Raw genomic sequence first — 26,040 nt, forward strand, 5'->3', positions numbered from 1 at the left:
TTATTCCTTATTCAATGCGGTTTCTGTCTCTTTGCTTCCTGTTTTGACTTTGATTGTATCGTTGGGGTCGTCTACCATACCCAGTTTTTTGGCCTGGTCCTGAATGGATTCCGGATTCTTCAGTGTTTCCACCTGCTTCTTAAGCTCTTTCATCTCGACTTCCATAGCCGAATAGCTGCGCGTCATATCTTTGATCTGCTTGTTCATTTCATAGATTTGCGCATAACGGAAAATAATGACCCCGGCAACAATAACACACAGGATAATGGTGAATAAATAGAGCAGCTTCTCTTGCACGGGTATTGATTTGCGTTTTACCTGAATCTTCTTCGTCTCGCGGAATGATTGCTTCGGATCCGGTTTGTGTTTCGGCTGAAGCGCCAGATTGCCATTTACATATGCCACTCGTGTTCCTCCCCATTGTCCCAATCGTGATTCTTGTGATCCCAACTTTGCAGCTGCAGTTCTATAATTTTTCCGCTATTCTCAGTTTTGCCGATCGTGACCTTGGGTTTTGTTCCAGCTCTTGCTCGCCTGGCAAAATCGGTTTGCGGTTAATCAGTTTCAAACGGCCGCTACGGCCGCATACACATATCGGAAAATCCGGCGGACAGGTACAGGTTTCTACATATTTCGCAAATATTTGCTTGCATATCCGGTCCTCCAGCGAATGGAAGGTAATGACCGATGCTCTCCCTCCGGATTTCAATACATTGATGGCTTGTTCCAACCCGGACTCCTCTGCACCCAGTTCATCATTGACCGCTATGCGCAATGCCTGGAAGGTGCGTTTTGCCGGATGCGGTCCGGTCCGCCTGGTTGCTGCCGGGATCCCGGACTTAATGAGCTCAACCAGCTCTCCGGTATTCTCGACTGGCTTGGTTTCTCTTGCCTGAATGATCTTGCGGGCAATGGAGCGGGAAAATCGTTCCTCGCCGTAAGTGGAAATAATGCGGGAAATCTCCCGTTCTTCCCATGTATTCACAATATCGCCTGCCGTCAAATCGCCTTGGCGGTCCATTCTCATATCAAGCGGAGCATCGTGATTGTAACTGAATCCCCGTTCCGCCTCATCCAACTGTGGACTGGATACGCCCAAATCAAAGAGTACTCCGTCAACCCCGTCAATGTTCAGCTCCGCCAGCACCTGCTCCAGGTCGCGGAAATTCCGTTTCACGAGCGTTACTTTATCCAGATAGGGAGCCAGACGGATTTTGGCATTATCATGAGCCCAGTCGTCCTGATCAAGTGCGATGAGTCTCCCGCCTTCACCAAGTTTGGCTGCAATACTTTCGCTGTGGCCGGCTCCGCCAAGTGTACAATCCACATAAATGCCGTTCTGCTTGATAGCCAGTCCATCGACTGCTTCTTCTTTGAGCACCGTTACATGTTGAAACAAGCTGCAGCCCTCCCGGCTCAAAAGGTACCTTTGCCGTTTAACTGGCAGGGGCCCGCATTTTTGGTGCATCCACTAAAAGTTAAAATCAACAAGCTTCTCCGCAATTTCATTGAAAGACTCTTCCGATTGCTGGAAGTAGCCTTCCCATATCGATTTGCTCCAGATTTCCACCCGGTTCGAAACTCCGATAACGACGCATTCTTTGTTAAACTTTGCATATTCACATAATGTATTGGGTACATTTACCCTTCCCTGTTTATCGAGCTCGCATTCAGTGGCTCCCGAGAAGAAGAAACGGGAGAACGCTCTTGCGTCCGATTTCATAAGGGGCAGCGACTTGAGCTTCTGCTCCAGTACACTCCACTCGTTCATCGGATATACAAATAAACAGTTGTCCAAACCACGTGTGATGATGAATTGATCGCCGAGGTTTTCGCGGAATTTGACTGGAATAATGATACGGCCCTTGTCATCAATGCTATGCTGAAATTCCCCCATAAACATGGCCGTTCACTCCCTTGGTCAGACATCACCACTTTGCCCCACTTTTCACCACTAGTGTTGTTCTATTCGCCACCTGAAATTGAATTCCTCTTTTTGCGGGCAATTATTAAAAATAATTTATGCAATTAAACTTGTTACACTTTTGAAACTATTTGCGAACCCGCTTCGTGTAAGCTAGAGCTATAATGTCCGCTTTAATGTCCACCATCTGAAAATAAAGGAGCGTCCGACGTAAAGCTATGATAAATAACGTCCATTACAAAATCGAGCTGTTACGCCCGGTCGAACTGCTCTGTTACCAAGTCGCCCACTATGTGCTGGGCAATGACTATGATGCGGCCGAAGCCAGCAAAGAAGCGCTGATCGAGCTGTATCAGATGCCCCAATTCGTCATTTGCAGTGAAGATGAACGACAGTCCCTTGCCAAAGCCGCCGCCGTCCGCAACGCCCTGCGTCATGCGGGCCAAAGGTCGACGGTCCAATAAAAATGAGCTGCACGTAGGGTCCCTATGGACCGCAATGCAGCTCAAACGCAAATCTTATGAAGACATCTTATTTACTCTTCCTTGTCCGGTATGCTTAGCTTTGATCCGCCTGCCGCTTGCAATTCCAGCGCCCGATGGCGTTTTCTCCGGTATAGGTAGTAAAGCGGAAGTCCGACGAGAAGAATCACAATCGCCACAGGAAGCGCTCCCGCAGCTACAACCAGCACACTCTGCACGAAATGTACCAAGAATGAGCTGCTTGCCTTCATCGCTTGAAGTGACCGCTCCCACACGGCCTCCTTCGGCTGAATAGCCGTATTAACAAGGCCGGCTGTCTGGTACATCCGCAGCTCGATGGTGGAGAAATCCACATTCTGATCCAGATAGCGCATTCTTCCCTTTAACCTCTCAATCTCCAACTGCACCGTACCCAGCTGTTCGGAATATTTCAGCAAATCATCCGCCCTCGTGGCTTTATCCATGAAACCGAGCAATCTCGCTTCCACTACCTGCCGGGCTTTAAGCCGGGATTCCAGATCCACATATTCCTCCGTCACATCCGTTCCCTTCATGCTGCTTTCATAATCCATATGCTTCAGCTTCTCCAATTGACTGAGAAAAGACTGGAACCCCGCGGCAGGAACCTTGATCGTGTACGTGCCTCCCAGTTCGTTTGCCGATTTCTGATCGCCGAACTGCAGAACATAACCTCCCGATAAATGAATGATGTTATTCAGCTCGGTTTGCGCTTGACCATAATCGGATACTTCCATTGTAACGTTCGCATGATAAATCAACTTGCGGCTGAATCCATCCGCGTCCGGCTCCGCGCCGCCAGGTATTCCCATGTCAGCGCTTTCACCATCCGCCGGCGCTTCGGTAGCGGTAGCTGCTGTTCCTGTGACCCTTTCATCCTTGGCTTCAAAATGGTCGGATACCGCTTCTGATTCGTTCATCGCCAAACTGCTTTTATCCGCTGCTTGTTCATCTTTGTTATTGGATGAGCATGCCGCCGACAATAACAGACTTACAGCGGCAGCAGCAGCAAACATCATTCTCAGCCATTTTTTCTTTTGCTTTACGCTCTTCATTCTCGTGCCCCCTTTTTTGAAAATTGTGGTTATTTTTTTGTTATTTTCTAGACGGCAGAACATTGAAATAGGTTGCACAGCGGGTGTGCGGGCGCCTCCTATTCCCCGGGGACTGAGAAACGATCACAAAAAAACCGTTTGCCGGATTCCGAGGAATCATGCAAACGGTTTTTTATTGAAGCTAGGCTTAATGCTCGGTCCAGCTTTCGAGATACGCCTTCTGTTCGGCAGTGAGCTTGTCGATCCCCATACCCAGAGCCTCCAGCTTGTACTGCGCCACCTGCTGGTCAAGCTCGTAAGGGACATTGACCACCTTCGCGCCGATTTCTTTATAGTTGTCGTTCACATATTTAAGCGAGATTGCCTGCAAGGCGAAGGTCATATCCATAATCTCCGCCGGATGTCCGTCCCCTGCGGCCAGGTTGACCAGACGTCCCTCCGCCAGGAGGTAAATACTGCGTCCGTCTTTTAATTTAAACTCTTCGATATTCCGCCTTACCGTGCGTTTGGTTGCTGTTAAGGCTTCAAGCTCAGGCTTGTTGACTTCGATATCGAAATGGCCGGCATTGCACAGAATTGCGCCGGTCTTCATCACTTCGTAATGCTCGCCGCGAATGACATCGCGATTGCCTGTGACGGTAACGAAAATATCGCCAACCTTGGCCGCCTCAATCATCGGCAGAACGGTGAAGCCGTCCATGTATGCTTCAACCGCGCGGATCGGATCAATTTCCGTTACCACGACATTCGCACCCAAGCCTTTGGCACGCATGGCGACACCTTTGCCGCACCAGCCGTAGCCGACAACAACGGCTGTTTTGCCCGCTGCTACCAGGTTGGTCGTCCGGTTGATGCCGTCCCAGACCGATTGTCCGGTACCGTACCGGTTGTCAAACAAATATTTACAAAACGCATCATTTACCGCGACGACCGGAAATTTCAGCGAATTTTCCTTTTCCATCGCCTTCAGACGCAAAATACCTGTCGTCGTTTCTTCTGCACCGCCGCGTACCTGCGCCATCAAATCAGGACGTTCCGCGTGGAGGATCGACACGAAATCGCCGCCGTCATCAATGATCAGATCCGGTTTGTTTTCCAGCGCCTTAACCATCAACGCTTTGTATTCCTTGGGATCCGGATTGTATTTCGCAAAAACGGTAATGCCATCCTCTACAAGCGCGGCACAGACATCATCCTGCGTGGACAGCGGGTTGCTTCCCGTTATCGTGACTTCAGCACCTCCGGCTTTGACAACTTTCGCCAGATAAGCGGTTTTGGCTTCCAGATGAAGCGAAATCGACACTTTAAGTCCCTTGAATGGCTGTTCTTTCTCAAACTGCTCGCGGATCCGGTTCAATACCGGCATATGAGCGGCAACCCAATCAATCTTCAAATGTCCTTCCGGCGCCAACGCCAGATCCGTTATAATGCTTGCTTTTTTTGATTCTACGGTCAATTTCTCCAGCATCCTCTCTATATATAAATAATTCGGTGTCCACCGCTGCGGTCCAGCGGCAGTTCAAGCAGCCGTTCAAGCCAGCTGCGGCCATATAAATTCCAGTATACCAATGCATTCACGACCCGCTCCTGCGGTTGTCCGTCCGGCCAAAGGCTTCCGGCTATCCGGTCCAACTGCCGGGTAACCGTTTCAAACCGCCTGGCATGAGCCTCTTTCGTTCGCTTCTCCAAATATTCGATCTGCTCGTTAATACGCCGCTTGTTGTCTTCGCCCAATACGGTAAGTCCCGGCTCAATGGAACCGATCGTGTCCAGTAAAGGATCGTACATCTCGGCAAAATATCGTTTCGCCTCTTCAAAACGGCTGTCAATATCGATATGATCCTGCTCTTTCAGCCATGTATTCTTCCTCTCCGTGAAGCGGAAGGCCACATCCTCCAGTGTTAAATCGAATTTCAACATATGCTTGGAGACGGCCCCTTCCATCAAAGTGAAGGACATTCGGGGCAATATTACCGGCATTTGCATATCCAGCAGGCTGAATGCCGGGGCTGTAACCGCCCAATAGGCAATTTCACCGGCCCCCAGCACCGCGGCCAGAACAGGCAGCACATAATCCTGCATCAGCGGGCGCGTCAGCACATTGTTGCTGAGCCGATCAGGCGTTTCATCCGCGATGGACAGCAATTCTTCACGCGAGCAGGAAAAGGTCCCCTTGCGGTTCTCAAATCTTCCGCCGCGTTTGTAGAGCAGGGTTCTCTCCGGATTGCCGGTATCTTCTTCTCCTTCCGGCACATCCATAAACAGGAATATATTCGCGCAGCCCTCCTGTGCATCCGCCTGGGGCGCGAAACCCAGCCCGCTGACGGTTTCCACACCGGCTAAATAAGCTTGCTCCAGCTCATCGTTGCGCTCGATCATCCGGCGGAACATCGGCGCCTCCAGCTCTCTGAGGGCAGGATCATCCGAATCCAGAAGAACCAGGCCCTGCTCTCCGAACATCCAGCCCATCATCAGGGCAAACAAATCCGTCATCGAGCGGGATTGTTCGCCAAACGCGGCCATTTTGCGGATCAGCTCGGGTTTGAAGGCGGTATCCGGCAAAGATTCTTTTAATTCTTTGATGAGTGCGTCCAAAGCTGCAGAAGTTACCTCCGTACGGCTGACGGATGTCCGCGAGCCCGAAGGACGGTCTACGGCGATTTTGCGGATTTCGTTCTCTTCATCATAAACAAAGGCATGATTGGCCTCATCCCAGTCATGATCTTCTCCCGCTATCCAGAAAACCGGCACCACTGTCTCACCCGTGAGTCGCGAGGCCTCCCTTGCCGCAGCCAGAATCGTAACCGCTTTATGTATGACCAGTAGCGGTCCTGTCCATAGCCCGGCTTGCTGTCCTCCCACGACGACGGATGCCCCTTTTGCAATAGCGGCAATATTAATCATTACGGAGCTATTCGCGTTGAATCTTGTATTATAGCGCTCCAGCATAACCGCCAAACGGTCGGCCGGAATTCGACGGGTTTCATGTGCTTTCAACTGGTTGAGCCTATTCGTCCATGCCTTGTCATCTATAGGGTGACTGCCGAATATTCCCTCCACTTTCGGGTTTGTCCGTTTCACATATTGTTCGGTTAACGGCTGACCGAAAGGCAGCTGCACCGATTCCATTTCCATGTACAGTGTCAACCTTCCCTCTATTCATCGTCTGTGTTCGTAATATATACCTGCAACTTAAACAAAGCACTATAGAAAAGAAAGCATTTTTTCTCATTGTACACAACCCGGAGCGCACCGTCAAAAAGAAAATCGCCTCCCGCTGACAGGGAGACGACTCACTTTATTATAGCCTCCAATTTAAGCGGTAAATAGACTTTTGCCTATTCCGATGCACATCAGCAGCACATATAAAATAGCCATCAGGAAAAATCCCAGCCGCCAGACCGCTCTGCCGACACGCTTGAAATCAAGGATACCTTTAGCCCTGTACTGCACATTGCCGAGCAGCCCTCCGCCCAGCAGGAAGACCAGAAGAATCCCATACAAACCGAAATTGCTGTGAAAGATCCGATTGAACAAAACCGCCACACAGCCGATCAACAACGCTGTCGTGGCATCCATGGCCAGACGGAGCGCCCGCTTGCGGTCGCCGCTTATGGACGCGTAGCCAAAATAAATGAGAATAAAAGGCACGACCGGAATCATGGCCAGCGCGGCATAGACATTTTTGACACTTTCCCAAAGCAATTGTATAACGGCCGACTCCTCTCGCCATTAGCTCATGGATAACGATTTGACCGCAGTCGTTACGGCATCATTTAAAGGAGAAGGCAATCCTTGCCTCCTTGCAATCAAGGAAATCCCTCCATTGATCCAGTCGATTTCCGTTGTCCGGCCGGCTTTAACATCCCGCAGCATGGAGGATTCATTTTCCGCCGTTTGCTTGCAGACCTGCAGCAGACGCTGCCAGGAATTGCTATCGGCTTTCATTCCCGATGCAAGCAGGATCTTCTCCGTTTCGGCATGCAAAGCTGCCATCTCTTCTTTCAATCGGCCATCCTCTGCCAGTGCCCCGTTACGAATACCATAAATCGCGGTAAGCGGATTTATAACCGCATTCATTAATAATTTCTCATAGACCCGATTACCCATGTCATTCGACAGTTCCGCCTCAATTCCTGCCGCATAGAGCGTTTTCAACAACATTTTTTGCGGATTGCGATCTTTTTCGGCCCCTTTTGGCCATTTGCCAAAAGTAATCACGCCATGTCCGGTATAACGCACATGCCGCTCATTCACACGCAGGGCGCCTTCTGTAGTCACCGCGGCATAAAGCGGATTGCCAGGGAAAGCGGCCTCCAGCCGCTCCATATGTCCAATACCATTCTGCAAAGCAAGCAAGGAGGCCTCTCCTGCCAGCAAGCCGGAATCTTTCAGCTTGTCCATAAACGCATCATTCAAATGCGCCTGCTTTACCGTAAGCCATATCCAATCTCTTGCAGACGGCTGCAAAAGAGAGCCTGCTTGATCCAAGCTTGCAGCGGGTACAGGACCACTTATGCTCTGGCGGTCTGCTTTGTCCAGGCAAATTCCGTCCCTGAGCGCTATTGCCTGCTTCTCCCCGCGCGTGATCATTGCCACTGAAGCTCCGCCGGCCGCCAGCCTGGCGGCATACATCAGCCCAAGCGAGCCGGCGCCTATAATTATGATTCGCATCGCTTTACTTCCTTCTCTGTTCATTGTACGTGTATCGTAACATCCCGGCAGCAAAAAATCCCGCCATTCCTGATCGGATAGGCGAGATTTCTTTGTCGCGGATATTGTGTTATTCAATACGCTCGAGATTGCCGTTGGCATCCATTTTAAACCTCGGCTTGGATTCATCATCCTCCGTCAATACGGTCAGCCTTCGGGCACGGTCCATAATCTGGATCAATGTTTTGTAATCGTCATTGACCGTCCGGTAGTCCGTCTGAGCGCTGTTGACTTCAAGCGACAGCTTTTGATTTTGTTCACGCAGGGTGTACAGTTCTTCATCCTTCTCCCGGACATCCCGCTCCAGCGTTTTAATTTGCCTTGTGAGCTCCTGATAAGTCCCTTTCCATTGACGAAGAAAACGAATGACCATATCAATGGATAGCGATTCTTCCGTCAGCGGTTCATTCTTGTACGTGCGTTCTTCCCCTTCAATCACGGCAACCGACGACACATGGGGAGCCGCCATAAACGTTTGTTTTTTCATATAGTTCCGTTTTTGACGCTGTTGTTTTGCAATTTGTATCGCTTCTTCATAACGCTTGCGGACGCAACTGTTCCAACGAAAACCACAGGCGGCTGAAGTCCGGGCGATCCGTTCACCCACTTCATCGAAAGCGGCCAGTTGTGTGCTGCCTTCGCGAATATGACGCAGGGTAACCTCGGCGAGGATGAGATCGTCATCCGGGCTCCATGCATCTTGTCTGACTGCTGTCATGCAACGAAAACCTCCTAACATTAGGCGCTTACTTTATCTCTATGCTCTTGGTAGAGTTCATAGAATCTATCGGATACTAAATTGTATATCCATTTTTTCAGGAGCTCATACATGTTTTTGCCGGATTTGTCTCAAACTAAAGACCAAGCATGACCGAAAGGTTATAAAGTTTGCCATTTCGTCACGGGTAACCGGTTTACAGCGGTTTCCCAAAACGATATAATGGGCAATAGAAATCGGGTCTTGTACTTGCGAGAGGGGGATGAAATCATGGCACGTATGTTTCGGGTGCTCGGCTTTTGGACGCTTGTCATTGCGCTGATGGCGTTTGCCGGCGACATGAACGAGATGGCGTTGTTGTTCTTTATCCAAACGGTCGTGTTTGTCCTGTTAGGCTATCTGAACTTTTCTGAAAAAACCTACATGCTGATGTTCTGGGGTTATATGTTTATCTCATTCGTCGGCTTCACGTATTGGACCGTATTCGTAATGGGCAACCCTTTCTAATCCTTCCTGTCGTGGGAAGACGAACCGGCTATTGCCATCTTGACGGAGGAATGTGTTTCTCCACCGATAATATCAGGCAAGGCGCAGGCCGAACGTAACCATCCTGGTATTCGATCCATAAGCAAAAAGGCTGCTGACGCCAGACAGGAAGTTCTGGGTGTAGCAGCCTTTTTTCTGTTTCTTTAATCCTTAACAAGCACCAGCACCTTGAAAATATCGCTCATCCCATCTCCCAGAAGAAGCTGTGCGATTGACCGGTTCCTTCTGGCTTCCTCGCCGAAGGGGTTGCTCCCGTCATGTGCAGCCAAATCATCCAGAATACCCTGATCGAGAAGGAAGCGTTTTTGCGTATCGTAATAGCCGACCCGCCAGCCTGTCCTGCCCGCAGCCCGCATAATGGCGGTAAAGTTCACATGGGCCGTGATATCCTGCTCTCCGACGGAATCAAAAGGATTCTCATGCGCGATATGATTCTTATAGCATCGCAGCGTCCCGTTCATCCGGTGCGGCGATTGAAGTTCAGCCGCCTCATGACCGTAATCCGCAATCACAAGTGCCCCCCTCCCGATGAGTGCGCCCATAACCGCAATCCAGCGCTCTGCGTCAAGATTGACTTCAAACACCTGTCCTTCCTCCAGCTCCACATCATCGCAGGCCAGCGATTGTGCAAGGAGCGGATCGGACAAGGGCATATAAGCGTATTGAAAGGCGGCGGTACTGCCACTGTCCGCAATCGGCTCCAAGCCCACACTAGCAGCACCCAGCTCCCACAGCTTCCCTTCCACCTTGACGAGCCGATGCACGGGAAACGCATCAAGCAGCTCATTGGCCGCAACAACGAGCGGTCTTGGCCCCCACTGTACCATTTCAGCTTCAATAGGAGTCATAAATTGCAGGCCGGAAAATACGTGTTGCACCTGCTCCATCTCTACCCTTGCCGCAGATAGGTGGACAGGATTCATATCCACGACCGTATATGTCATCTCCGCCAGTGGCAGCTGCCCGCTACGTTTCCAGGCATCTGCCATCTGACGGGATAATCTCCCCGTCCCGGCCCCCCACTCGGCTACATCGATACCGCCTCCAAAAGACTCCGCAAGACGGCCGATGAACGCCGCCAGCTTCTCCCCCATGACCATGCCCAGAAACGGGCTTGTATAAAAGTCTCCCGATTTGCCTACCCGTATGTCTCCGGAGCGGTAATAGCCCCATTGCCCGTCGTAAAGGCAAATCTCCATGTAATCGCGAAACGGGAGGCAGCGAACTGTCTTTTTGCTGCGGTTCCCGTTATCCCAGATCCAGCCCTGTACACCTTCGTTTTCGATTTTGCCGGCAATCCGCATTCGCAACAGCTCTTCTGCGTTCAATAGTGCTTACCTCCATGACCTCCATGAGAAGGACAAAATAGCCATTTCAAGATATAATAGAAAATTATACCGCATATATTAAGGCAGCATAAATACATTTGTTTGGTGCAGCCGTGTATAGATTCACAAAGGGGGAGCTTTGCCGTTGAGAGCAACAAAACGCCGCCGGCTCCTGGCTTTCGCCGCCAGCGCCTTCGCTGTCTGGCTGACCATCTTTCCCGTTCTCGCCCAGTCGCCGGAAGATGAAGAAATAAGGCGCATTATGGAGAAGAGCCTGTCCGTCGTTGAGCTGGACAAGGAAATCGCCCGCATTGCGGACCAGCAGAAGACGATTTCCGGTCAGCTGGATCAGACCCGCACGACGCTTGCGGACCAGGAGCAGGCGATGGACAAGCACAGGAAAGATGCCGGCGCTATACTGCGCGCCTATTATACGGGAGAACGCGATATTCTTATGAACGCCGTTCTGAATGCAGGCAATTTAACCGATCTGCTGACGATGCTGGACTATTTCAATTTTATTTTTTCGAGCGACAGGCAAACCATGAACCATTACAAGGAGCAATACCGCAGCCTTCAAAAAGGCGTTCAGCAGATGGATAAAGAATCCCGGCAGCTTGCGGATGTGGAAACGCGTTTGAAAGAACAGCGCGAACGCGTTCTCGCTCTCACCCGGGATGTGGACAGCAGCTTAAGCGGACGATCCGATGCCGACAGGCTGCGCCTGATGATTTCGGAAATGACGGATTTCTGGAAAAATGTTGGCCTGTTTGAGGTCAGAAAATATTTCAGCGCATTGGCCAAGGCGATGAAAAACTTGCCGGATTGGGTTCAAAATGACAAGGACCTGCTGCAAATTGACGGTTTTAACTATACGCTGACGATACCCGAAGAGAAGCTGAATGCTTTTTTACGCCAGCAAAATGAATTATTCCGCAACTTTGCATTTTCTTTTTCCGGCGGCGTCGTAACGGTTACCGGCCAGCGCGACGGACTGGAGGTCAAGCTCACGGGACGTTACACGGTAGAAGAAACGGATGAAGGGACCGCCATTTTGTTTCATGTTGAAGAACTGGTGTTCAACGGACTTGCCCTCCCTGATACAACCAGACAATCGCTGGAGGATGAATTTGATCTGGGTTTCTATCCACAGCGGATAGTCTCGTTTCTCAAAGCAAAATCCGTATCGATTGAAGATGGCAATCTCATCGTAAAACTGGCGGTTAAGCTTTAATTCCCTCCCTAACTCCCTCCATAGGAGGGACCCCAGAGGGGGCCGCCCCTCTGGACTCCCGGAAATGCAATAACGCTTACGACTGCAGAGAATCGGTTGTGAGTTACCTTTCGTGCTTGGATCGTTTTCGTCCTACGGACACACTACCTTTTCTCTGCTCCCGTGCCACCTGACTTCGTCCTTCATAACGTTATTGCCCAAAAGACGCGTTTTGCTTTTTGTTCGAGGAGAAAGCTTATTTCACGATGAGCAATCTTACTTGAATATGAAAGTTTACTTGATAAGTAAGTTCCTCTTCCTTTCACGAAGGAACACTCGTCAGATCGGGTGCGCAAAAGTGGGGAACTTTCCGATTTAGGGGCGAACTTAGGCCAATATATCAAAAAAGCAGCCTGTCATGACGAACCATTCCAATCCCGGATGATCCGTTCCATGTCCAATTCTTGAGCAGGCTGCTGCGCCGCCGCATTCCAGAGGCTGTTCCACTTCTCCCAGCGCCCGGACCAGGCTGGATCAGGCATAAAGGCTTTGTTCTTGAATAAACCTAGGACCCAATACGGCGGTTTGCTCTCTAAATTATCCGACTCGAATTCCACTCCATAAACAGATTTTCTGACAGGCAGCATGCCGAATTTCTCATAACGGTCCAGATTAGAGCCTTTAATAACCATTTCGTTCATCCATAAGCGCGCCTGCTCCGGCCACAGAGACTGCGCCGACAGGGCAAAGCTCCTGCCCCCTGTCCAGGACAAGGGGCTGTGTCGTGCTACACTGAAGTCCCCTTTGCCGGAAAGGATCATAGTCCGGTATTCCGACCAGGGCATAACCGCTGACAACAGCTTGCCCGATTGGAATTTAGCTGCTGCTGAGTCCCCCTTCACTCGCCCTTCTTCTGTGAGCGTTTTGCTGAACATGTCCAGGAAGAGGAGCTGGTCTTTCATTTCATTGTTCAAAGGCTGCAGGTTAGCCGCTGTCTGCGCATTGGGCTTGAATAGCCCCAGCCAGGCCACTACCTGCCTGGGGTCGGACAGCTCCAGATTCACGGGGCCAACCGCAGGCGAAGCAGCCTGAAGGGTTGCGAATCCTTTCACAAACGATGTCCATCGCTCCGGCGGCTCGCTGAGACCCGCCTGCTTCAACAGCTCATTCTGCCAAATGACGAGCATGGGGTCGCAGTCCAGAGGAACACCCCACATGGAACCATTCCATTTCAGTAAATCTGTTAACGCTTCCAATTGATCCGCCAGCGAATCCCCGGTAAAAATATCATCGGCGGGAAGCAAATAGCCCTGCACCGCAAACTCCCGGACACGATTGCTGTCCAGCAGCAATATATCAAAAGGCTCACCGCTGTGAGCCGTATCCTTCCACTTGGCATAAGCATCCGGCTCGGGGAAATTCGTCCATGCGACTTTGATTTGCGGAAACCGGGCTTCAAATTGTTCGTTGCCGGTCTGCCAATAATCGAACTCCTCTTCATTCATGGAGACGGCTATGCGGATAGTCGCCACATCCTCGCTCCCATTATCAATCGTTAAAGGCTGCTGCTCGGACGGCAATCCGCCGGAAACCGTTTTGGACGTTCCTGTCTTGCCAAGCATCGGAACGAGCAGCGCTGCGCATATTGTGCATATGCCCAGCAACAACACAACCTGTTTCCTGCGAGACACTTCTCCCACCCTCAATCAGCTTTGACTTCAACTCGAACCAAACCTTATACTACCTATAGTTTAGCAAGAAAGCGCTTCGTTGTCGCCTGTTGATTATATGCCATTCGCTTAGTATGGAGGAGACTGCCACTGATGAAAATTGTCCACAGCGTTGAACTTCACCTGCCGGAAGGCAAGCTGCCCGGTTTTTATGCGCAAATCGTAAAAGGCATAGCCAACATCGTCACCCTGCTGGACAGGGACAAAACCGTTCTGTTTGTATCCAGTGAAGCCGAAGCTGAAGCCATTGAAGCATTTGTCCGTCATTACCGCGTAGAAACGGACCGTGGGTTATGGGCTGGGCTTGATCAGCAGTGGCTTCTTGATGAGCGGAAATTCGGAGATTATGGCATTCAGAGCCGCTCCGGCAGCCGATATCTGGATCTGGGTCTATCCGCTATTATGGAAATAGCTGCCGCTGGTGAGAGCTCGGAGCTCGGACAAGCGCTAGAGCAATGCGAGGAACACAGCGTGGCCCGGCAAAATAAAGACGGCCGACAGCTGCTGGCTGTCGACCGTGAACAAACTGAGTTGATTGCAGGTATTGCCAGAGCATACCGCTGCCAGGCAGAGCTCCTGCTGTAAATTATGGTTCCACTGTTCTTTTGGAGCACCCTGCTGCCCTGCAGAGGCTTTACAGGAGATCGGCAGCCAGTTGGGCCAGCTTGGAGCGTTCGCCTTTCTCCAGGGTCATATGGCCGCTTATATTCTCCTGCTTGAATCGTTCCACAATATGAGTCAGTCCATTGCTTATTGAATCCAGATAGGGATGGTCAATCTGCTCGGGATCTCCCATCAGGACAATCTTGCTGCCTTCCCCCACACGGGAAACGATCGTTTTGACCTCATGTCTCGTCAGATTCTGGGCTTCATCGATGATGATGAATTGACCGGGAATCGAACGGCCGCGGATATAGGTCAATGCTTCCACCTGAATACTTCCGAGCCCCATTAATATTTTGTCGATATCGCCGGACTTCTTCGTGTCGAACAGAAACTCAAGATTATCGTAGATGGGCTGCATCCACGGACGCAGCTTCTCTTCCTTCTCACCCGGCAAATATCCAATATCCTTGCCCATAGGCACGACGGGCCTTGCAATCAGCAGCTTCTTGTATTTATGTTCGTCCTCCACCTTCATGAGCCCGGCCGCCAAAGCCAGCAGGGTTTTGCCGGTCCCGGCCTTCCCGGTCAGCGTCACCAGCGGAATATCATCGCACAGCAGAAGTTCAAGCGCCATCCGCTGCTGGGCGTTGCGCGCCGTAATCCCCCAAACCGGATCGTTGCTCAGATAAAGCGGCTCAAGGCGTACCCCATCCTGCGTGACCTTTAGCAGCGCGGATTTGGAAGTGCCCATCTCATCGCGGAGAATGACAAATTCATTGGGGTGAAGCCTGGTGCCAAGCTGCAGGTTCTTAATGGTCAAAAAACGATAGGTGTAGAACTCGTCAATAACGCTGGGATGGACAAAAAGTGTAAGATAACCCGCATATTCCTCCGAAGGCGACACTACACGATCGGACAGATAGTCCTGCGCGGCGAGCCCCAGCACATCCGCTTTGATCCGGACCAGCACATCCTTGCTGACGATCACAACCGCTCTCTTCTTCTCTTTGTTTTCCTCTTCCAGATGATAATTCAGAGCCACCGCCAGGATGCGGTTGTCGTTGGACATTTCCCCGAACATTTCCTGCACGCGGAGGAAGCTGCGGTGATTCAGCTCCACCTTCAGAAGCCCTCCGTTATCAAGCCTTATCCCCTCATGCAGCCGGCCCTTTTCACGCATTTGGTCAAGGATTCTGGAAACGGAACGGGCATTTCGCCCCAATTCGTCCGCCAGTCTTTTTTTCGAATCTATTTCTTCCAACACCACCGCGGGGATAATCACTTCATTGTCATCAAATGCGAAAAATGCTTGTGGGTCATGCAGCAGCACATTCGTATCTAACACGAATATTTTTTTCATCGTGAGCCCTCCTGGCGTTGAAATTCCGTACCCAAGGCATACATAGCGACACCTGATTTGGGCAAACTATGCTCGAACAGATGAAAGCGTGACTAAGAAAGGTCAGGTGGCGATAATGAGTAAGTGGCTGGCATCGGCTGTGATCCTTTGCTTGCTTGCAACAGGCTGTGGCACCGTCGCTCGCAATGAGACATCACCCTCTCCACAGAATAATAAAGGTGTCCGTGTGCAGCAGACCACGCCCCGCAAGGAACCCATCAACAGTCCAAAGGAAGTCGCTGCCCATCTGGAATCCTTGGCTAATCGTGTTCCAGGCGTTGATGGTGCCCACTGCGTCGTGTTTCAAAATACGGCCGTAGTCGGAATCGATGTTGCCGGGGATCTTGACCGCTCCCGCGTCGGGACGATCAAATATGCGGTGGCCGAAGCGTTCCGGAAAGATCCGTACGGTATCGATGCCGTTGTAACCGCAGATATGGATATCTCCAGCCGTTTGAAACAAATGGGTGCGGACATTAAACAAGGGCGGCCTCTGCAGGGATTTGCCGAGGAGATGTCCGATATTATCGGTCGTATCGTGCCACAGCTGCCGCGTGATATCCAGCAGCCGAACGAGGAACCCCAACGTACAAATCAAGCTTCGCAGAACCGTCAGCCGCATCGGTCCAAATAAAGACACAAAAAGCCTAGTACATGTTGCGCTAGGCTTTTTTCATGGCGTTAAACACCTGTATATCCAATTTGTCCGCAGCTCGCTTATCATAGGTTTTCTCATACTCCGGCATAACGGACAAGCGTGACCCGTAGAACATCGCATCACGGATGTGCATAATTTCAATATCGAAGCAGACCAGCTTGAACGGGACTTCATCCAGCGCTTCAGCTACCAGGCGGGCAGTGCCGTAAACCGTTTGAACGCTGCCGGATATGAAGACCGTAACGCTCACCTCTGCCTTGGCCCGCATATTCGCAGCCAGTCTGGATCTGCCGTCTATGGCAAACCGCAATGTGGAGTAATCGGCTGCATAAATCCATGAAACCGCGCTGGATGTCGGCGAACCGGTATCCGCGTCAATGGTATGCAGCAATACGAAGGGTTCCTTTTGCAGATGATTGTACATGGATTCAGAGAGTGCCGTAACGGTTTCGGTCATCCGCATAACCTCCTTCGGGGTGATGATGATGATATTGCGTATATGTCCATTATAACATAGCGATGAATGCTCATACCACCCGTCATTCCGCCAGTTTTGCCTCCAATGCCGCTTTGGCTTCAGCCAGCTTCGCATCGTTCAAATGAACATATGGACTCCTCCACTCACCCTCAAGCGGGATAAACTCAATATCGCTGCGGCCGATTCCAAAATACGTCGTCATCATGTTCTCTACTTCGTTCGAAGGAACATCCATACGCATATTGTTGCCTACCGCTTTGATTACCCCTCCGATCCGGGTTACACCGGAGAAAGACTTCATTTTATCCGCGATCTCACCCAAGACCAGGCTTTGCCTTTGGTTGCGCTCAAAATCGCTGGACATATTTTTGCCGTTATTGGATTTGCGGTATCGCACGAAATCCAGGGCTTTCTTGCCGTCCAGCACCTGCACGCCCTTAGACAAGTTTATGTTCGTGCCGTCCGCTTTATCCACATAACGCATATCGATATCCACGTCGACCTCAACTCCACCCAGCGCATCCACCACATCGGCAAATCCTTTGAAGTTGATCGTCGCCGTGTAGTCGATCGGAATGCCTAGAAACTCGCCGAACATCTTGCGCATTCCCTGCTTCGCTTTTTTCTCCGCTTCTTTTTGGGCAAGGCCTTCCTTCTTGGCACTGGACAGAAATGCCGCATAATAGCCGTTCGCCTTCCGGATCTTATAGCCGTCAACATTAATCTGCGAGTCCCGGGGAATGGAAACCACGGTCGCCGATTTGCTGGTGGGATTGAAGGAAGCAATCATCATTACATCCGTGTTGAGGCTTCCCGTCGCTTCTCTTGTATCAAAACCAAGCAGCATGAAGGTGACCGGCTTCACTTTGACCGATTCCTCAGCAGGGACCTCAATTCCGGGCTCTGCATCCGTTGTGATGCTGCCGAGCGTATCTTTATAAAGCCAATACAGATATCCGGCGACCGCTACCAACGCGAGCAAAATGACGATCATAATACGACGCATTATACGGCCGCGCTTCTTGGTTTTTTTTGTGCTGCCAGATTTGGGCTCGTCCGCTTTCCTTGAGCCTCGCGAAGACGATCTCGGCGGCAAAGAGGATTTGCTCATCGTTTCCACCTTCAATCAATTATATTTCGGGTTCTCGTTGATGTCATTCAGCAGCTGTTCACCCGCTTCACGAGGGATCATTTGAATTTTACTGCTTCCTTCTTTCCGGTAACGAACATGAATCATGGAATCATCCGTCTTCTCGATAACGATATCCGTAACATGGTGGTCTTCCGTCAAAATCTGCAAAAAAAAGTCTCGGGTATCGGCTGCTGCGCCATCATCTGGTCTTCCTTCCGCAACAAGCTGAATTTGCAGCCAATTAAACAAAGCATCTTCAAATCGCATGCGTAGCTGAACCTCCCATTCCTTCAGGGGAATCGGTATCGCGTTGCCTTTATGGAGTCTGCTTATTGCCAGCATCCGCCGGGGGATCCGCTTGTGTGCCTTTCCCTTTCAACTTATCGTACAGCTGCCGTCCGCGCAGCATTAGCATCATGATTACCGCAACCGACATACATTGAATAATCGGCAGCTTGTCAATCTGGAATATCGTCAGTACAAATGCCCCGATAGCCATTACCAGGTGGACGAGAATTTCTTTGACGATCGGCAGACGCTGAACGCGAAACACCGAATTAAAGATATAGATGACCAGACACAAAATGATAAGGTACGTTATGACCGGATGGCTGTGAAACCAGTTCTGCATCTTTTTCGCCTCCTCCTTCTTCATCATCATCCTATAGTTGCGAACTAAAAACGGCAGGGTATTCGAACCAATAACCGGTCCGTCCACCCTGCCTGTTAAGAGCTCATGAGCAGAACATCCACGGACCTAGACGCCCGATTGTGCTGTTTTGCGCTGCTTATCAGCACGTTCGCGTTCGCTCTTGTTTAATAATTTTTTGCGCAGACGAATGGATTTCGGCGTTATTTCGCAATATTCATCGTCATTCAAATATTCCAGTGCCTGCTCCAGCGAGAACAATACCGGTGTTTTCAAGCGGACCGTATCATCCTTGGAGGCGGTACGGATATTGTTGAGCTGCTTTTCTTTACAGATGTTGACGATAATATCGCTGTCGCGATTATGCTCGCCAACGATCATGCCTTCATAGATTTCAACCCCCGGCTCAAGGAACAGCAAACCGCGGTCTTCAACCCCAAACATACCATAGAAGGTGGAAACGCCATTCTCACTGGCAACGAGAACCCCCTGGTGACGTCCGCCTACGTTTGTGCCGACAAAGTCCCCATATTTATCAAACGCATGGTTCAAAATCCCATACCCGCGCGTTAATGTCAGGAAGTTCGTACGGTAACCGATCAGACCGCGCGCCGGAATAATAAATTCCAGACGAACCTGCCCGGTTCCGTTATTAATCATGTTGACCATCTCCGCTTTGCGCGTTCCAAGGCTTTCCATGACCGATCCCGTGCTTTCTTCCGGTACGTCAATCAACAGGCGCTCGTATGGCTCCATCTTCTTGCCATCGATTTCCTTCACGATAACTTCAGGCTTGGATACCTGCATTTCAAAACCTTCACGGCGCATGGTTTCAATCAGGATGCTCAAGTGAAGCTCTCCGCGGCCCGATACGATAAACGCATCCGGGCTATCCGTCTCATCGACGCGCAGCGCAACGTCGGTCTCCAGCTCCTTGAACAAACGCTCGCGCAATTTACGCGAAGTTACCCATTTGCCTTCACGACCCGCAAACGGGCTGTTGTTGACGAGGAAGGTCATTTGCAGCGTAGGCTCGTCGATCTTCAGAACCGGCAATGCTTCAGGATTGGCAGGATCGGCAATGGTTTCACCGATATTAATCTCGCGGATACCGGCAATCGCAACGATATCGCCAGCGCCTGCTTCCTCCACTTCAATACGCTTCAAGCCCTGGAAGCCGAACAGCTTCTCGATCCGCGCCTGCTTCACAACGCCTTCACGGTTGATTACAGCGACCGATTGGCCCTGACGGATCTTTCCGCGGTTGACGCGGCCGACTGCGATACGACCCATGTATTCATTGTAATCCAGAAGCGTGACGAGGAATTGAAGCGACTCGTCAATGCTTTCTGTAGGTGAAGGAATACGGTCGATAATCGTTTCATACAAGGCCTGCATGTTATCGTCTTGTTTCTCCACATTCAAACTGGAGGTCCCCATCAAGGCCGATGCATACACAACCGGAAAGTCAAGCTGCTCGTCATTGGCGCCCAGCTCTATAAACAGGTCCAGTACTTCGTCTACGACATCCGAAGGGCTTGCGTTGGGACGGTCGATTTTGTTCAGAACGACAATCGGCGTCAACTGGCTTTCAAGCGCTTTGCGCAGAACGAATTTGGTTTGCGGCATACAGCCCTCAAAGGCATCGACCACAAGCAGAACGCCATCAACCATTTTCATAATCCGTTCCACTTCGCCGCCGAAATCAGCATGACCAGGCGTATCCATGATGTTAATCAAATAATCCTTGTAGTTGATCGCCGTATTCTTGGCGAGGATCGTAATTCCGCGTTCCCGTTCCAAATCATTGGAGTCCATCGCCCGTTCTTGAATAGCTTCATTATCCCGGAATGTGCCGGACTGTTGAAGCAATTTGTCGACAAGCGTCGTTTTACCATGGTCTACGTGTGCAATAATCGCGATGTTCCGTAAATTTTTTCTGTCTTGCATGTTCAGTACCACTCCACTTTGTTTAGATTAATTTCTTTCTTTAGTCTTGCCGTTCACCGTCATCGCGCACTTACCAGCGGGTCTTTCTCCCGGCCACCAGCCAGGCACCGATCGCAATAAGACCTGCCGCAACAATATATAACCCCCAGCCCCAGAAAGCCATGATTACGAAGAAGGATACCGCAATCAGCGCCAGCGTAATAGCCAGCGTCAATGGAAATTTGGGATGAGTCATTTCAAACAGATGGAATTCGTACAATCCGACCGCAGCCCCTAAAATAAACAGGGGCCATAAGTACTGCATATTGTCCCATCCGAATGCAATACAAAAGAAAAAAATCAAGGCGCTTATCGACAAAATCGCCCCAGGCACAAGTACAAATGTGGGAAGCAATCTGCCGAAAAACAGCACGTGCAGCAATATGCCTGGAATCAACACGAAAAGAGGCCAGAAGTTTGTCCCGATAAACGCAAAAAGGCCAAGCTTTCCGAGCAGAATTACAACGCCGGCGAATAAAAAAAGAAAACCGACGGTGTATTGATTTTTCGACATGCCCAAAGTTCCTTTCTCTCGACACTTTTTATCATTACTATAGTGTACTGGAATGGAAGCCAAAAAACCAGTGCAATACACCAAAATACACATAAAAAAAACACTGCCTCATCTTTTCAGACGTAGCAGCGCCACAATTATGGCAAAAGGAACGCATAAAATAGGGATTGCTTGCTGCCAGACAGGATCGTTATGCAGCCAAATTCCGGCAAGTCCCGGATCATGGACAAGCATTTCGCCTGCCGCGTAACCAAGCAGACCCCCTCCCGCATAAACAAGCACCGGATATCGTTTGAGCAGTTTGCCCAGCAGCTGGCTCCCCCAAATAATGATCGGTATACTAAGCGCGATTCCGAGCATAATCATAACAGGCTCGCCCTCGGCAACGGCGGCTATCGCAAGCACATTATCCAGACTCATGATAAAATCGGCAACCACAATCGTACGGATCGCTCCTGCAAGCGAGCTCGTCTTGTGTACATGATGATTTTCCGTCAAAGGAGACGCCGCATCGCTAATCAGCTTGACGGCAATCAAAAACAGCAGTAAAGCCCCTGCAGCTTGAAGATAAGGAATTTGCAGCAGCGTGATCGCTACAAGCGTCAGCAGACATCTCAAAGCGATGGCTGCAAAAGCTCCCCACCAAACTGCCTTGCGCCGCTGCTGTGGAGGCAGCTGCTGACTGGCCAATGCGATGACGACCGCATTGTCGCCGCTTAACAGCACATTAATGAACATGATCTGGATAAAGATCAACAGGCTGTCCATTTAAATAGGCTTCCCCCCAACCCTTCCCAACATTTGTCCTCTCTGAAAGGTATGTCCGGGGAGGTAGGCGTATGTCTAAAAAATAAATAGAATTAATCGTAAAAATGGAGCGTATATACTAAAAACTGGTAGAGGCATTTGAAAGGAGAGATTAATGGATGGATTTTTTTTCGCTTGAATTTCTTTCGGCCTTGATTACCATTGTATTTATCGACCTCATTCTTGCAGGAGACAACGCGATTGTAATTGGATTGGCCGCCCGCAAGCTTCCTAAAATCCAACAGAAAAAGGCCGTTATTTGGGGTACGGTAGGCGCGGTGGGGATCCGAGCACTTGCCACGATACTGGTTGTATATCTGCTTGATATTCCATGGCTGATGCTGACAGGCGGTATCCTGCTCCTATGGATTGCGTACAAGCTGCTGGTGGATGAGAACAGCCATGAGGACATTAAGGCGGGAAATAATCTTTGGCAATCCATACGCACGATCATTATCGCCGATGCCGCTATGGGTATTGATAATGTCATTGCCGTTGCAGGCGCAGCGCATGGCAATATTACTCTCGTTATACTCGGTCTTCTCATCAGTATTCCCGTTGTTGTATGGGGCAGCACCTTGTTTATCAAAATAATCGAGCGGTTCCCGTGGATCATTTATCTCGGCTCTGGCGTACTTGCCTACACCGCCGCGAAAATGATCACCCATGAACCCAAAATCGACCAACTTTTTGCCAGCAGCCGCTTGTTCGAATGGTCCTTTCTGATCCTTGTCGTGGTTGTGATTATCGTCGCAGGACTTTGGAGAAATACCGCCAGAAGCCGCAGAGCGGCTAACGAAAAAAGCAGGGGAACCCTTTCTTGACGGGACCCTGCTTTTTTTATCAGAACCAGCTGTCTTCGCCCGAAGCCTGCGCCCCAAGCTTGTATTCCGGAGCAATTTCCATAGTTTGCTTGCCTGCGACCGCTCGGGCCTCCATCTCTTCAAGCTCCGGCACAAAGGATTCCACCTTGCGCACGACGTTCAAATTGGGATTGGTGCTTGGCGATTTCGGCAGAAACAGCGTGCAGCAATCTTCATAGGGAAGAATCGATGTTTCATAGGTACCGATCCGCTTCGCAACCCGGATAATGTCATCCTTGTCCATCATGATAAGCGGACGAAGCAGAGGAAGCTCCATGCTTCGCCCGATCACATTCATGCTGCTCAGCGTCTGGCTGGCGACCTGACCCAGACTGTCACCCGTGACTACGCCAAGCGCCACCGCCTCTTCGGCGAGCTGCTGTGTAATGCGAAGCATGGAGCGGCGCATCAGCGTAATGATCAGATTATCCTGTTTAGCCTGTGCCAGAGCCGTTTGAATATCGGTAAACGGGATGAGATGCAGCTTGATCGGGGACCCGCTGTACTGGGCTAGCGTTCTTGTCAGCTCGATTACCTTATCTTTTGCCTGCTCGCTTGTGAAGGGGTAGCTGTAAAAATGGACGGCTTCAATCTCAAGACCTTTGCGCATCGACAAATAGCCTGCGACCGGACTGTCAATGCCGCCAGACAGCAGCAGCATCGCTTTTCCATTGGTGGCAAACGGATAACCTCCCGCAGCCTCGATGACTTCACTGAATATATAGGTGCCCTCAGGCTGGATTTCCACTCGCAGTTCCACTTGCGGCTCCCTTACATTCACCTTCAAGCCGGGCATAGCCCGCAGTACATGCGCCCCTACCAGATGATTCATCTGCTGGGAATCATGAGGAAACGATTTCTCCACACGGCGTACCGACACCTTGAAGGTTGCGGGTTCAGCGGGAAGCCCCAGCATCACCTCAAGCGAAACCGCCTGTATGGCTTCAAGCATGTTGTCTGCCCGTTTCACCGGGCTGAATGAGCCGATGCCAAATATATCCTTTAAACGCCCGGCAATGGGCGCATAAGGCTCTCCATTTAACGTAATGTAAATTCGTCCATAGCTGCGGCTTATCGATGCACTGGAATACGGCGCAAGAACGGTTCTAATCTGCTGGATCATGCGTTTCTCAAATTGGCCCCGGTTTCGTCCTTTAATGGTATGTTCCCCGAAGCGAATCAGAATCAAATCTGGTATCATGATCGAATATCCTTCCTTTCAAGCGGCTTCAGCTTGTCTACGGTTTTTTGCAGCATGCTGCAAAGCCATTCCAGTTCGGCATTCCCGTGCTCGTCGCCAAAGCTCACGCGAATTCCGCTCGAAGCGCGCGCCTGTCCGACACCCATCGCCTCGAGCACACGGCTTGGCCTGTTGTCTTTGGAAGAGCAGGCCGATTTGGTGGATGCCGCCACGCGGTGCTTCTCTAATAAATGGATAAGAACTTCCGGCTTCATGCCCGGATACGAGAAGCTCACAATATGGGGCGCCATTTCATCAGCCTCTCCCCCGTTCAGTACAAGCTCGGGGATCTGTGCGATCCCGGCGACAAGACGGGCTCTGAGCGCCCTCATCCGCTGGTAGCGTTCAGGCTGGCTTTCCATTGCCAGCCTGAACGCTTTGGCCGATGCGACAATAGCCGCCACATTTTCCGTCCCGGAACGAAGACCAAATTCCTGGCCGCCGCCAGCCATAAGAGCCGCAAGCTTGATCCCGTTTCTCCGGTATAACAGTCCCACTCCCCTTGGTCCTCTTATCTTGTGCGCGGAAGCACTGAACAGATCGATGCCGCTTCCAATCAGGTCAATTGGCAGCTTGCCGACGCTTTGAACGCCATCCACATGAAAAAGCACCGGCCGCTGTCTTTTTTTGAGCATACGCCCGATTTCGCCAACCGGCTGAATGGAACCGACCTCGTTATTGACATGCATAATGCTGACGAGTGTGGTTTCTGCTGTAAGTTGAGCTTCCACATCTGCAATGCTGACGGCACCGCTGCGTGATACAGGGAGAAAGCTGAGCTTGAATCCTTCCTGCTGGAGCTGCAAGCACGCTTCATACACGGAAGGATGCTCGATGGCAGTCGTAATAATATGTTTTCCTTTATGCACATTCGCCCTGGCTGCGCCAAGTAAGGCAAGATTATTGCTCTCGGTCCCGCCTGACGTAAATATCCAATCCTTGGCTTGCGTCCCGAACAGGCCGGCTATTGCGCCCCGGGAACGCTCCAGAAGATGGCGGGCTTCCATACCGCCCCGGTGCAGCGACGAAGGGTTCGCATAATGTTTTGCCATCACCTCGGTAAGCGTACGGATCACTTCCTCGTGAGGAGGCGTGGAAGCGCAATGATCAAAATAAAACATCTTCCCTCTTCCTCTCTTTCATGGCCAAAATAAAAAGATCAACGATTGAATCCGGCCAGCGAATTCCTTCGCCCCGGCATTCTCCCGCGATCCTATACATTCTTGACGAAATAACATCCTTTTAATATACAGAGGAAGTATTATATTGTCCCAAAGCCTTCTGAACCTTGCCCACATAACGCTGGGTCTCAGTAGGCAGGGATCCAATCTTTGCGGCAAAATCCGCATCGCTATGGATACCGGCACGATCAACACGGCCCGGACCTGCGTTATATGCGGCCAATGCAACCTGCTCGCTGCCCCCGTATTTGTTCAGCAAATAAGCAAGATACCGGGTGCCGCCTTCAATATTCTCCCTGGGATCGAACGAATCACTGACTCCCAGTCCACGGGCAGTTCCGTCCATCAGCTGCATGAGCCCTTTCGCGCCAGCGCTGGATACGGAGTTTGGGTCAAAGGAAGATTCCGTATCAATCACAGCTCTAATCAAAGAAGAATCAACCCCGTATTTGGAAGAGGCTTCTTTAATTAAGGTATCAAATGCGGTTGGCTGTTGAACGGTTGATGACGAATCACTTTCTTTATAAAAAGGCAGCGGCTGTTTGAATAGGGAGGAAACGGCAGTCATATCCCCGGTTATGGCTCCCAGATTTGTATCCGCAAAGGCATCAGCGCTTCCGGACAACATCTGGGACAACAAGGTGCCAAAAAGAGAGGTGCTATCCCCGCTTCCAGAGGACAAGATATTCTGACCGCTGCTGCCGGTCAAATCCAGACTGGGCATCAACTGCAATTGAAGCAAAGTTTTCATAATTCGAGGATCAATGCTCATCAAGGGCCTCCAGTAGGTAGTGCAT

At 50.7% G+C, this 26,040-nt stretch carries 28 protein-coding genes; 6 read left to right on the top strand and 22 right to left on the bottom strand.

Annotation, left to right across the window (positions count from 1 at the left end; translation table 11 throughout):
- From ftsL2 to mraZ, 3 genes are all read right to left on the bottom strand, one after another.
- Nucleotides 1–405: a cell division protein FtsL gene (gene ftsL2, locus IEY46_RS15370; protein ID WP_188992851.1), complete on the bottom strand. Its 405-nt coding sequence runs from the start codon at nt 403–405 to the stop codon at nt 1–3.
- Nucleotides 406–466: 61 nt separating this feature from the next.
- A complete protein-coding gene (gene rsmH / locus IEY46_RS15375) occupies nt 467–1,399 on the bottom strand; it encodes a 16S rRNA (cytosine(1402)-N(4))-methyltransferase RsmH (protein ID WP_188992852.1) in 933 nt (310 codons plus the stop codon).
- A gap of 72 nt (nt 1,400–1,471) precedes the next feature.
- Nucleotides 1,472–1,903: a division/cell wall cluster transcriptional repressor MraZ gene (mraZ, locus tag IEY46_RS15380; protein WP_188992853.1), complete on the bottom strand. Its 432-nt coding sequence runs from the start codon at nt 1,901–1,903 to the stop codon at nt 1,472–1,474.
- 239 nt (nt 1,904–2,142) lie between these two features.
- Here mraZ and IEY46_RS15385 point away from each other — a divergent pair, with 239 nt between their 5' ends.
- Nucleotides 2,143–2,388 (top strand): hypothetical protein, encoded by a 246-nt coding sequence (locus tag IEY46_RS15385; protein ID WP_188992854.1) that lies wholly within the window; start codon nt 2,143–2,145, stop codon nt 2,386–2,388.
- Between the two features lie 71 nt (nt 2,389–2,459).
- Here the strand turns inward: IEY46_RS15385 and IEY46_RS15390 are convergent, their stop codons facing one another.
- From IEY46_RS15390 to IEY46_RS15415, 6 genes are all read right to left on the bottom strand, one after another.
- Nucleotides 2,460–3,479, bottom strand: a complete 1,020-nt coding sequence (locus IEY46_RS15390; protein WP_188992855.1) for a DUF4349 domain-containing protein — start codon at nt 3,477–3,479, stop codon at nt 2,460–2,462.
- 187 nt (nt 3,480–3,666) lie between these two features.
- Nucleotides 3,667–4,935 carry an adenosylhomocysteinase gene (locus tag IEY46_RS15395; RefSeq protein ID WP_229750311.1) on the bottom strand — a complete coding sequence of 423 codons (1,269 nt, stop codon included), beginning with the start codon at nt 4,933–4,935 and terminating at the stop codon, nt 3,667–3,669.
- A 17-nt stretch (nt 4,936–4,952) separates the two neighbouring features.
- Nucleotides 4,953–6,614 carry a bacillithiol biosynthesis cysteine-adding enzyme BshC gene (gene bshC / locus IEY46_RS15400; protein WP_188992857.1) on the bottom strand — a complete coding sequence of 554 codons (1,662 nt, stop codon included), beginning with the start codon at nt 6,612–6,614 and terminating at the stop codon, nt 4,953–4,955.
- A 180-nt stretch (nt 6,615–6,794) separates the two neighbouring features.
- Nucleotides 6,795–7,184, bottom strand: a complete 390-nt coding sequence (locus IEY46_RS15405) for a DUF3397 domain-containing protein (protein WP_229750312.1) — start codon at nt 7,182–7,184, stop codon at nt 6,795–6,797.
- Between the two features lie 27 nt (nt 7,185–7,211).
- Entirely contained in the window at nt 7,212–8,153 is a 942-nt protein-coding gene (locus IEY46_RS15410; protein ID WP_188992858.1) for a ketopantoate reductase family protein, read from the bottom strand.
- 109 nt (nt 8,154–8,262) lie between these two features.
- Nucleotides 8,263–8,910 (bottom strand): RsfA family transcriptional regulator, encoded by a 648-nt coding sequence (locus IEY46_RS15415; RefSeq protein ID WP_188992859.1) that lies wholly within the window; start codon nt 8,908–8,910, stop codon nt 8,263–8,265.
- Between the two features lie 270 nt (nt 8,911–9,180).
- On the opposite strand from IEY46_RS15415, the gene IEY46_RS15420 reads away from it, so the two are divergent.
- A complete protein-coding gene (locus IEY46_RS15420) occupies nt 9,181–9,417 on the top strand; it encodes a DUF2626 domain-containing protein (protein WP_188992860.1) in 237 nt (78 codons plus the stop codon).
- A 182-nt stretch (nt 9,418–9,599) separates the two neighbouring features.
- Here IEY46_RS15420 and IEY46_RS15425 read toward each other — a convergent pair whose 3' ends face one another.
- Nucleotides 9,600–10,784, bottom strand: coding sequence for a class I SAM-dependent methyltransferase (locus IEY46_RS15425; RefSeq protein WP_188992861.1), 1,185 nt, complete (start codon nt 10,782–10,784; stop codon nt 9,600–9,602).
- A gap of 145 nt (nt 10,785–10,929) precedes the next feature.
- On the opposite strand from IEY46_RS15425, the gene IEY46_RS15430 reads away from it, so the two are divergent.
- The gene (locus IEY46_RS15430) at nt 10,930–12,018 is read left to right on the top strand and encodes a coiled-coil domain-containing protein (protein ID WP_188992862.1); all 1,089 of its coding nucleotides are present in this window, start codon (nt 10,930–10,932) and stop codon (nt 12,016–12,018) included.
- Nucleotides 12,019–12,413: 395 nt separating this feature from the next.
- Here IEY46_RS15430 and IEY46_RS15435 read toward each other — a convergent pair whose 3' ends face one another.
- The gene (locus IEY46_RS15435; RefSeq protein ID WP_188992863.1) at nt 12,414–13,688 is read right to left on the bottom strand and encodes an extracellular solute-binding protein; all 1,275 of its coding nucleotides are present in this window, start codon (nt 13,686–13,688) and stop codon (nt 12,414–12,416) included.
- 132 nt (nt 13,689–13,820) lie between these two features.
- Here IEY46_RS15435 and IEY46_RS15440 point away from each other — a divergent pair, with 132 nt between their 5' ends.
- Entirely contained in the window at nt 13,821–14,312 is a 492-nt protein-coding gene (locus IEY46_RS15440; protein ID WP_188992864.1) for a hypothetical protein, read from the top strand.
- A gap of 49 nt (nt 14,313–14,361) precedes the next feature.
- Here IEY46_RS15440 and IEY46_RS15445 read toward each other — a convergent pair whose 3' ends face one another.
- Nucleotides 14,362–15,693, bottom strand: coding sequence for a PhoH family protein (locus IEY46_RS15445; RefSeq protein WP_188992865.1), 1,332 nt, complete (start codon nt 15,691–15,693; stop codon nt 14,362–14,364).
- A 115-nt stretch (nt 15,694–15,808) separates the two neighbouring features.
- Between IEY46_RS15445 and IEY46_RS15450 the strand changes: the two genes are divergently transcribed.
- Nucleotides 15,809–16,366 (top strand): YhcN/YlaJ family sporulation lipoprotein, encoded by a 558-nt coding sequence (locus IEY46_RS15450; RefSeq protein WP_188992866.1) that lies wholly within the window; start codon nt 15,809–15,811, stop codon nt 16,364–16,366.
- A gap of 28 nt (nt 16,367–16,394) precedes the next feature.
- Here IEY46_RS15450 and IEY46_RS15455 read toward each other — a convergent pair whose 3' ends face one another.
- From IEY46_RS15455 to IEY46_RS15485, 7 genes are all read right to left on the bottom strand, one after another.
- Nucleotides 16,395–16,847: a pyridoxamine 5'-phosphate oxidase family protein gene (locus IEY46_RS15455; RefSeq protein WP_188992867.1), complete on the bottom strand. Its 453-nt coding sequence runs from the start codon at nt 16,845–16,847 to the stop codon at nt 16,395–16,397.
- An 82-nt stretch (nt 16,848–16,929) separates the two neighbouring features.
- Nucleotides 16,930–17,979, bottom strand: a complete 1,050-nt coding sequence (locus tag IEY46_RS15460) for an LCP family protein (protein ID WP_188992868.1) — start codon at nt 17,977–17,979, stop codon at nt 16,930–16,932.
- 15 nt (nt 17,980–17,994) lie between these two features.
- Nucleotides 17,995–18,267, bottom strand: coding sequence for a hypothetical protein (locus IEY46_RS15465; protein ID WP_188992869.1), 273 nt, complete (start codon nt 18,265–18,267; stop codon nt 17,995–17,997).
- Between the two features lie 49 nt (nt 18,268–18,316).
- Nucleotides 18,317–18,631: a YlaH-like family protein gene (locus tag IEY46_RS15470; protein ID WP_188992870.1), complete on the bottom strand. Its 315-nt coding sequence runs from the start codon at nt 18,629–18,631 to the stop codon at nt 18,317–18,319.
- Between the two features lie 126 nt (nt 18,632–18,757).
- On the bottom strand, nt 18,758–20,599 hold the full coding sequence (gene typA, locus IEY46_RS15475; RefSeq protein WP_188992871.1) for a translational GTPase TypA: 1,842 nt from the start codon (nt 20,597–20,599) through the stop codon (nt 18,758–18,760).
- 70 nt (nt 20,600–20,669) lie between these two features.
- Complete coding sequence (locus tag IEY46_RS15480; protein WP_188992872.1) at nt 20,670–21,152, bottom strand: hypothetical protein; 483 nt, start codon at nt 21,150–21,152, stop codon at nt 20,670–20,672.
- Nucleotides 21,153–21,260: 108 nt separating this feature from the next.
- Nucleotides 21,261–21,920 carry a TerC family protein gene (locus IEY46_RS15485; protein ID WP_188992873.1) on the bottom strand — a complete coding sequence of 220 codons (660 nt, stop codon included), beginning with the start codon at nt 21,918–21,920 and terminating at the stop codon, nt 21,261–21,263.
- A gap of 158 nt (nt 21,921–22,078) precedes the next feature.
- On the opposite strand from IEY46_RS15485, the gene IEY46_RS15490 reads away from it, so the two are divergent.
- Nucleotides 22,079–22,783 (top strand): TerC family protein, encoded by a 705-nt coding sequence (locus IEY46_RS15490; RefSeq protein ID WP_188992874.1) that lies wholly within the window; start codon nt 22,079–22,081, stop codon nt 22,781–22,783.
- 19 nt (nt 22,784–22,802) lie between these two features.
- Here IEY46_RS15490 and thiI read toward each other — a convergent pair whose 3' ends face one another.
- The 3 genes from thiI to IEY46_RS15505 all read right to left on the bottom strand — a co-directional run bounded on the left by thiI (nt 22,803) and on the right by IEY46_RS15505 (nt 26,015).
- Nucleotides 22,803–24,023, bottom strand: a complete 1,221-nt coding sequence (gene thiI, locus IEY46_RS15495; RefSeq protein WP_188992875.1) for a tRNA uracil 4-sulfurtransferase ThiI — start codon at nt 24,021–24,023, stop codon at nt 22,803–22,805.
- Nucleotides 24,020–25,183 (bottom strand): cysteine desulfurase family protein, encoded by a 1,164-nt coding sequence (locus IEY46_RS15500; RefSeq protein WP_188992876.1) that lies wholly within the window; start codon nt 25,181–25,183, stop codon nt 24,020–24,022. The genes thiI and IEY46_RS15500 overlap by 4 nt, the downstream gene beginning before the upstream one ends.
- A gap of 121 nt (nt 25,184–25,304) precedes the next feature.
- The gene (locus IEY46_RS15505; protein WP_188992877.1) at nt 25,305–26,015 is read right to left on the bottom strand and encodes a lytic transglycosylase domain-containing protein; all 711 of its coding nucleotides are present in this window, start codon (nt 26,013–26,015) and stop codon (nt 25,305–25,307) included.
- Nucleotides 26,016–26,040: the final 25 nt, after the last annotated feature.

The sequence above is a fragment of the Paenibacillus nasutitermitis genome (genome assembly GCF_014641075.1).
GTDB lineage: Bacteria > Bacillota > Bacilli > Paenibacillales > Paenibacillaceae > Paenibacillus_Z > Paenibacillus_Z nasutitermitis.

Bases quoted from the DNA above. Each gene is read 5' to 3' on its own strand.
- IEY46_RS15450 (WP_188992866.1), top strand. From the start codon at position 15,809: ATGAGTAAGTGGCTGGCATCGGCTGTGATCCTTTGCTTGCTTGCAACA.
- IEY46_RS15385 (WP_188992854.1), top strand. From the start codon at position 2,143: ATGATAAATAACGTCCATTACAAAATCGAGCTGTTACGCCCGGTCGAA.
- IEY46_RS15455 (WP_188992867.1), bottom strand. From the start codon at position 16,847: ATGACCGAAACCGTTACGGCACTCTCTGAATCCATGTACAATCATCTG.
- IEY46_RS15390 (WP_188992855.1), bottom strand. From the start codon at position 3,479: ATGAAGAGCGTAAAGCAAAAGAAAAAATGGCTGAGAATGATGTTTGCT.
- IEY46_RS15485 (WP_188992873.1), bottom strand. From the start codon at position 21,920: ATGGACAGCCTGTTGATCTTTATCCAGATCATGTTCATTAATGTGCTG.
- IEY46_RS15440 (WP_188992864.1), top strand. From the start codon at position 13,821: ATGAAAATTGTCCACAGCGTTGAACTTCACCTGCCGGAAGGCAAGCTG.
- IEY46_RS15470 (WP_188992870.1), bottom strand. From the start codon at position 18,631: ATGCAGAACTGGTTTCACAGCCATCCGGTCATAACGTACCTTATCATT.
- IEY46_RS15415 (WP_188992859.1), bottom strand. From the start codon at position 8,910: ATGACAGCAGTCAGACAAGATGCATGGAGCCCGGATGACGATCTCATC.
- typA (WP_188992871.1), bottom strand. From the start codon at position 20,599: ATGCAAGACAGAAAAAATTTACGGAACATCGCGATTATTGCACACGTA.
- IEY46_RS15500 (WP_188992876.1), bottom strand. From the start codon at position 25,183: ATGTTTTATTTTGATCATTGCGCTTCCACGCCTCCTCACGAGGAAGTG.
- bshC (WP_188992857.1), bottom strand. From the start codon at position 6,614: ATGGAAATGGAATCGGTGCAGCTGCCTTTCGGTCAGCCGTTAACCGAA.
- IEY46_RS15445 (WP_188992865.1), bottom strand. From the start codon at position 15,693: ATGAAAAAAATATTCGTGTTAGATACGAATGTGCTGCTGCATGACCCA.
- thiI (WP_188992875.1), bottom strand. From the start codon at position 24,023: ATGATACCAGATTTGATTCTGATTCGCTTCGGGGAACATACCATTAAA.
- IEY46_RS15420 (WP_188992860.1), top strand. From the start codon at position 9,181: ATGGCACGTATGTTTCGGGTGCTCGGCTTTTGGACGCTTGTCATTGCG.
- IEY46_RS15480 (WP_188992872.1), bottom strand. From the start codon at position 21,152: ATGTCGAAAAATCAATACACCGTCGGTTTTCTTTTTTTATTCGCCGGC.
- mraZ (WP_188992853.1), bottom strand. From the start codon at position 1,903: ATGTTTATGGGGGAATTTCAGCATAGCATTGATGACAAGGGCCGTATC.
- IEY46_RS15490 (WP_188992874.1), top strand. From the start codon at position 22,079: ATGGATTTTTTTTCGCTTGAATTTCTTTCGGCCTTGATTACCATTGTA.
- IEY46_RS15410 (WP_188992858.1), bottom strand. From the start codon at position 8,153: ATGCGAATCATAATTATAGGCGCCGGCTCGCTTGGGCTGATGTATGCC.
- IEY46_RS15465 (WP_188992869.1), bottom strand. From the start codon at position 18,267: ATGCGATTTGAAGATGCTTTGTTTAATTGGCTGCAAATTCAGCTTGTT.
- IEY46_RS15505 (WP_188992877.1), bottom strand. From the start codon at position 26,015: ATGAGCATTGATCCTCGAATTATGAAAACTTTGCTTCAATTGCAGTTG.
- IEY46_RS15460 (WP_188992868.1), bottom strand. From the start codon at position 17,979: ATGAGCAAATCCTCTTTGCCGCCGAGATCGTCTTCGCGAGGCTCAAGG.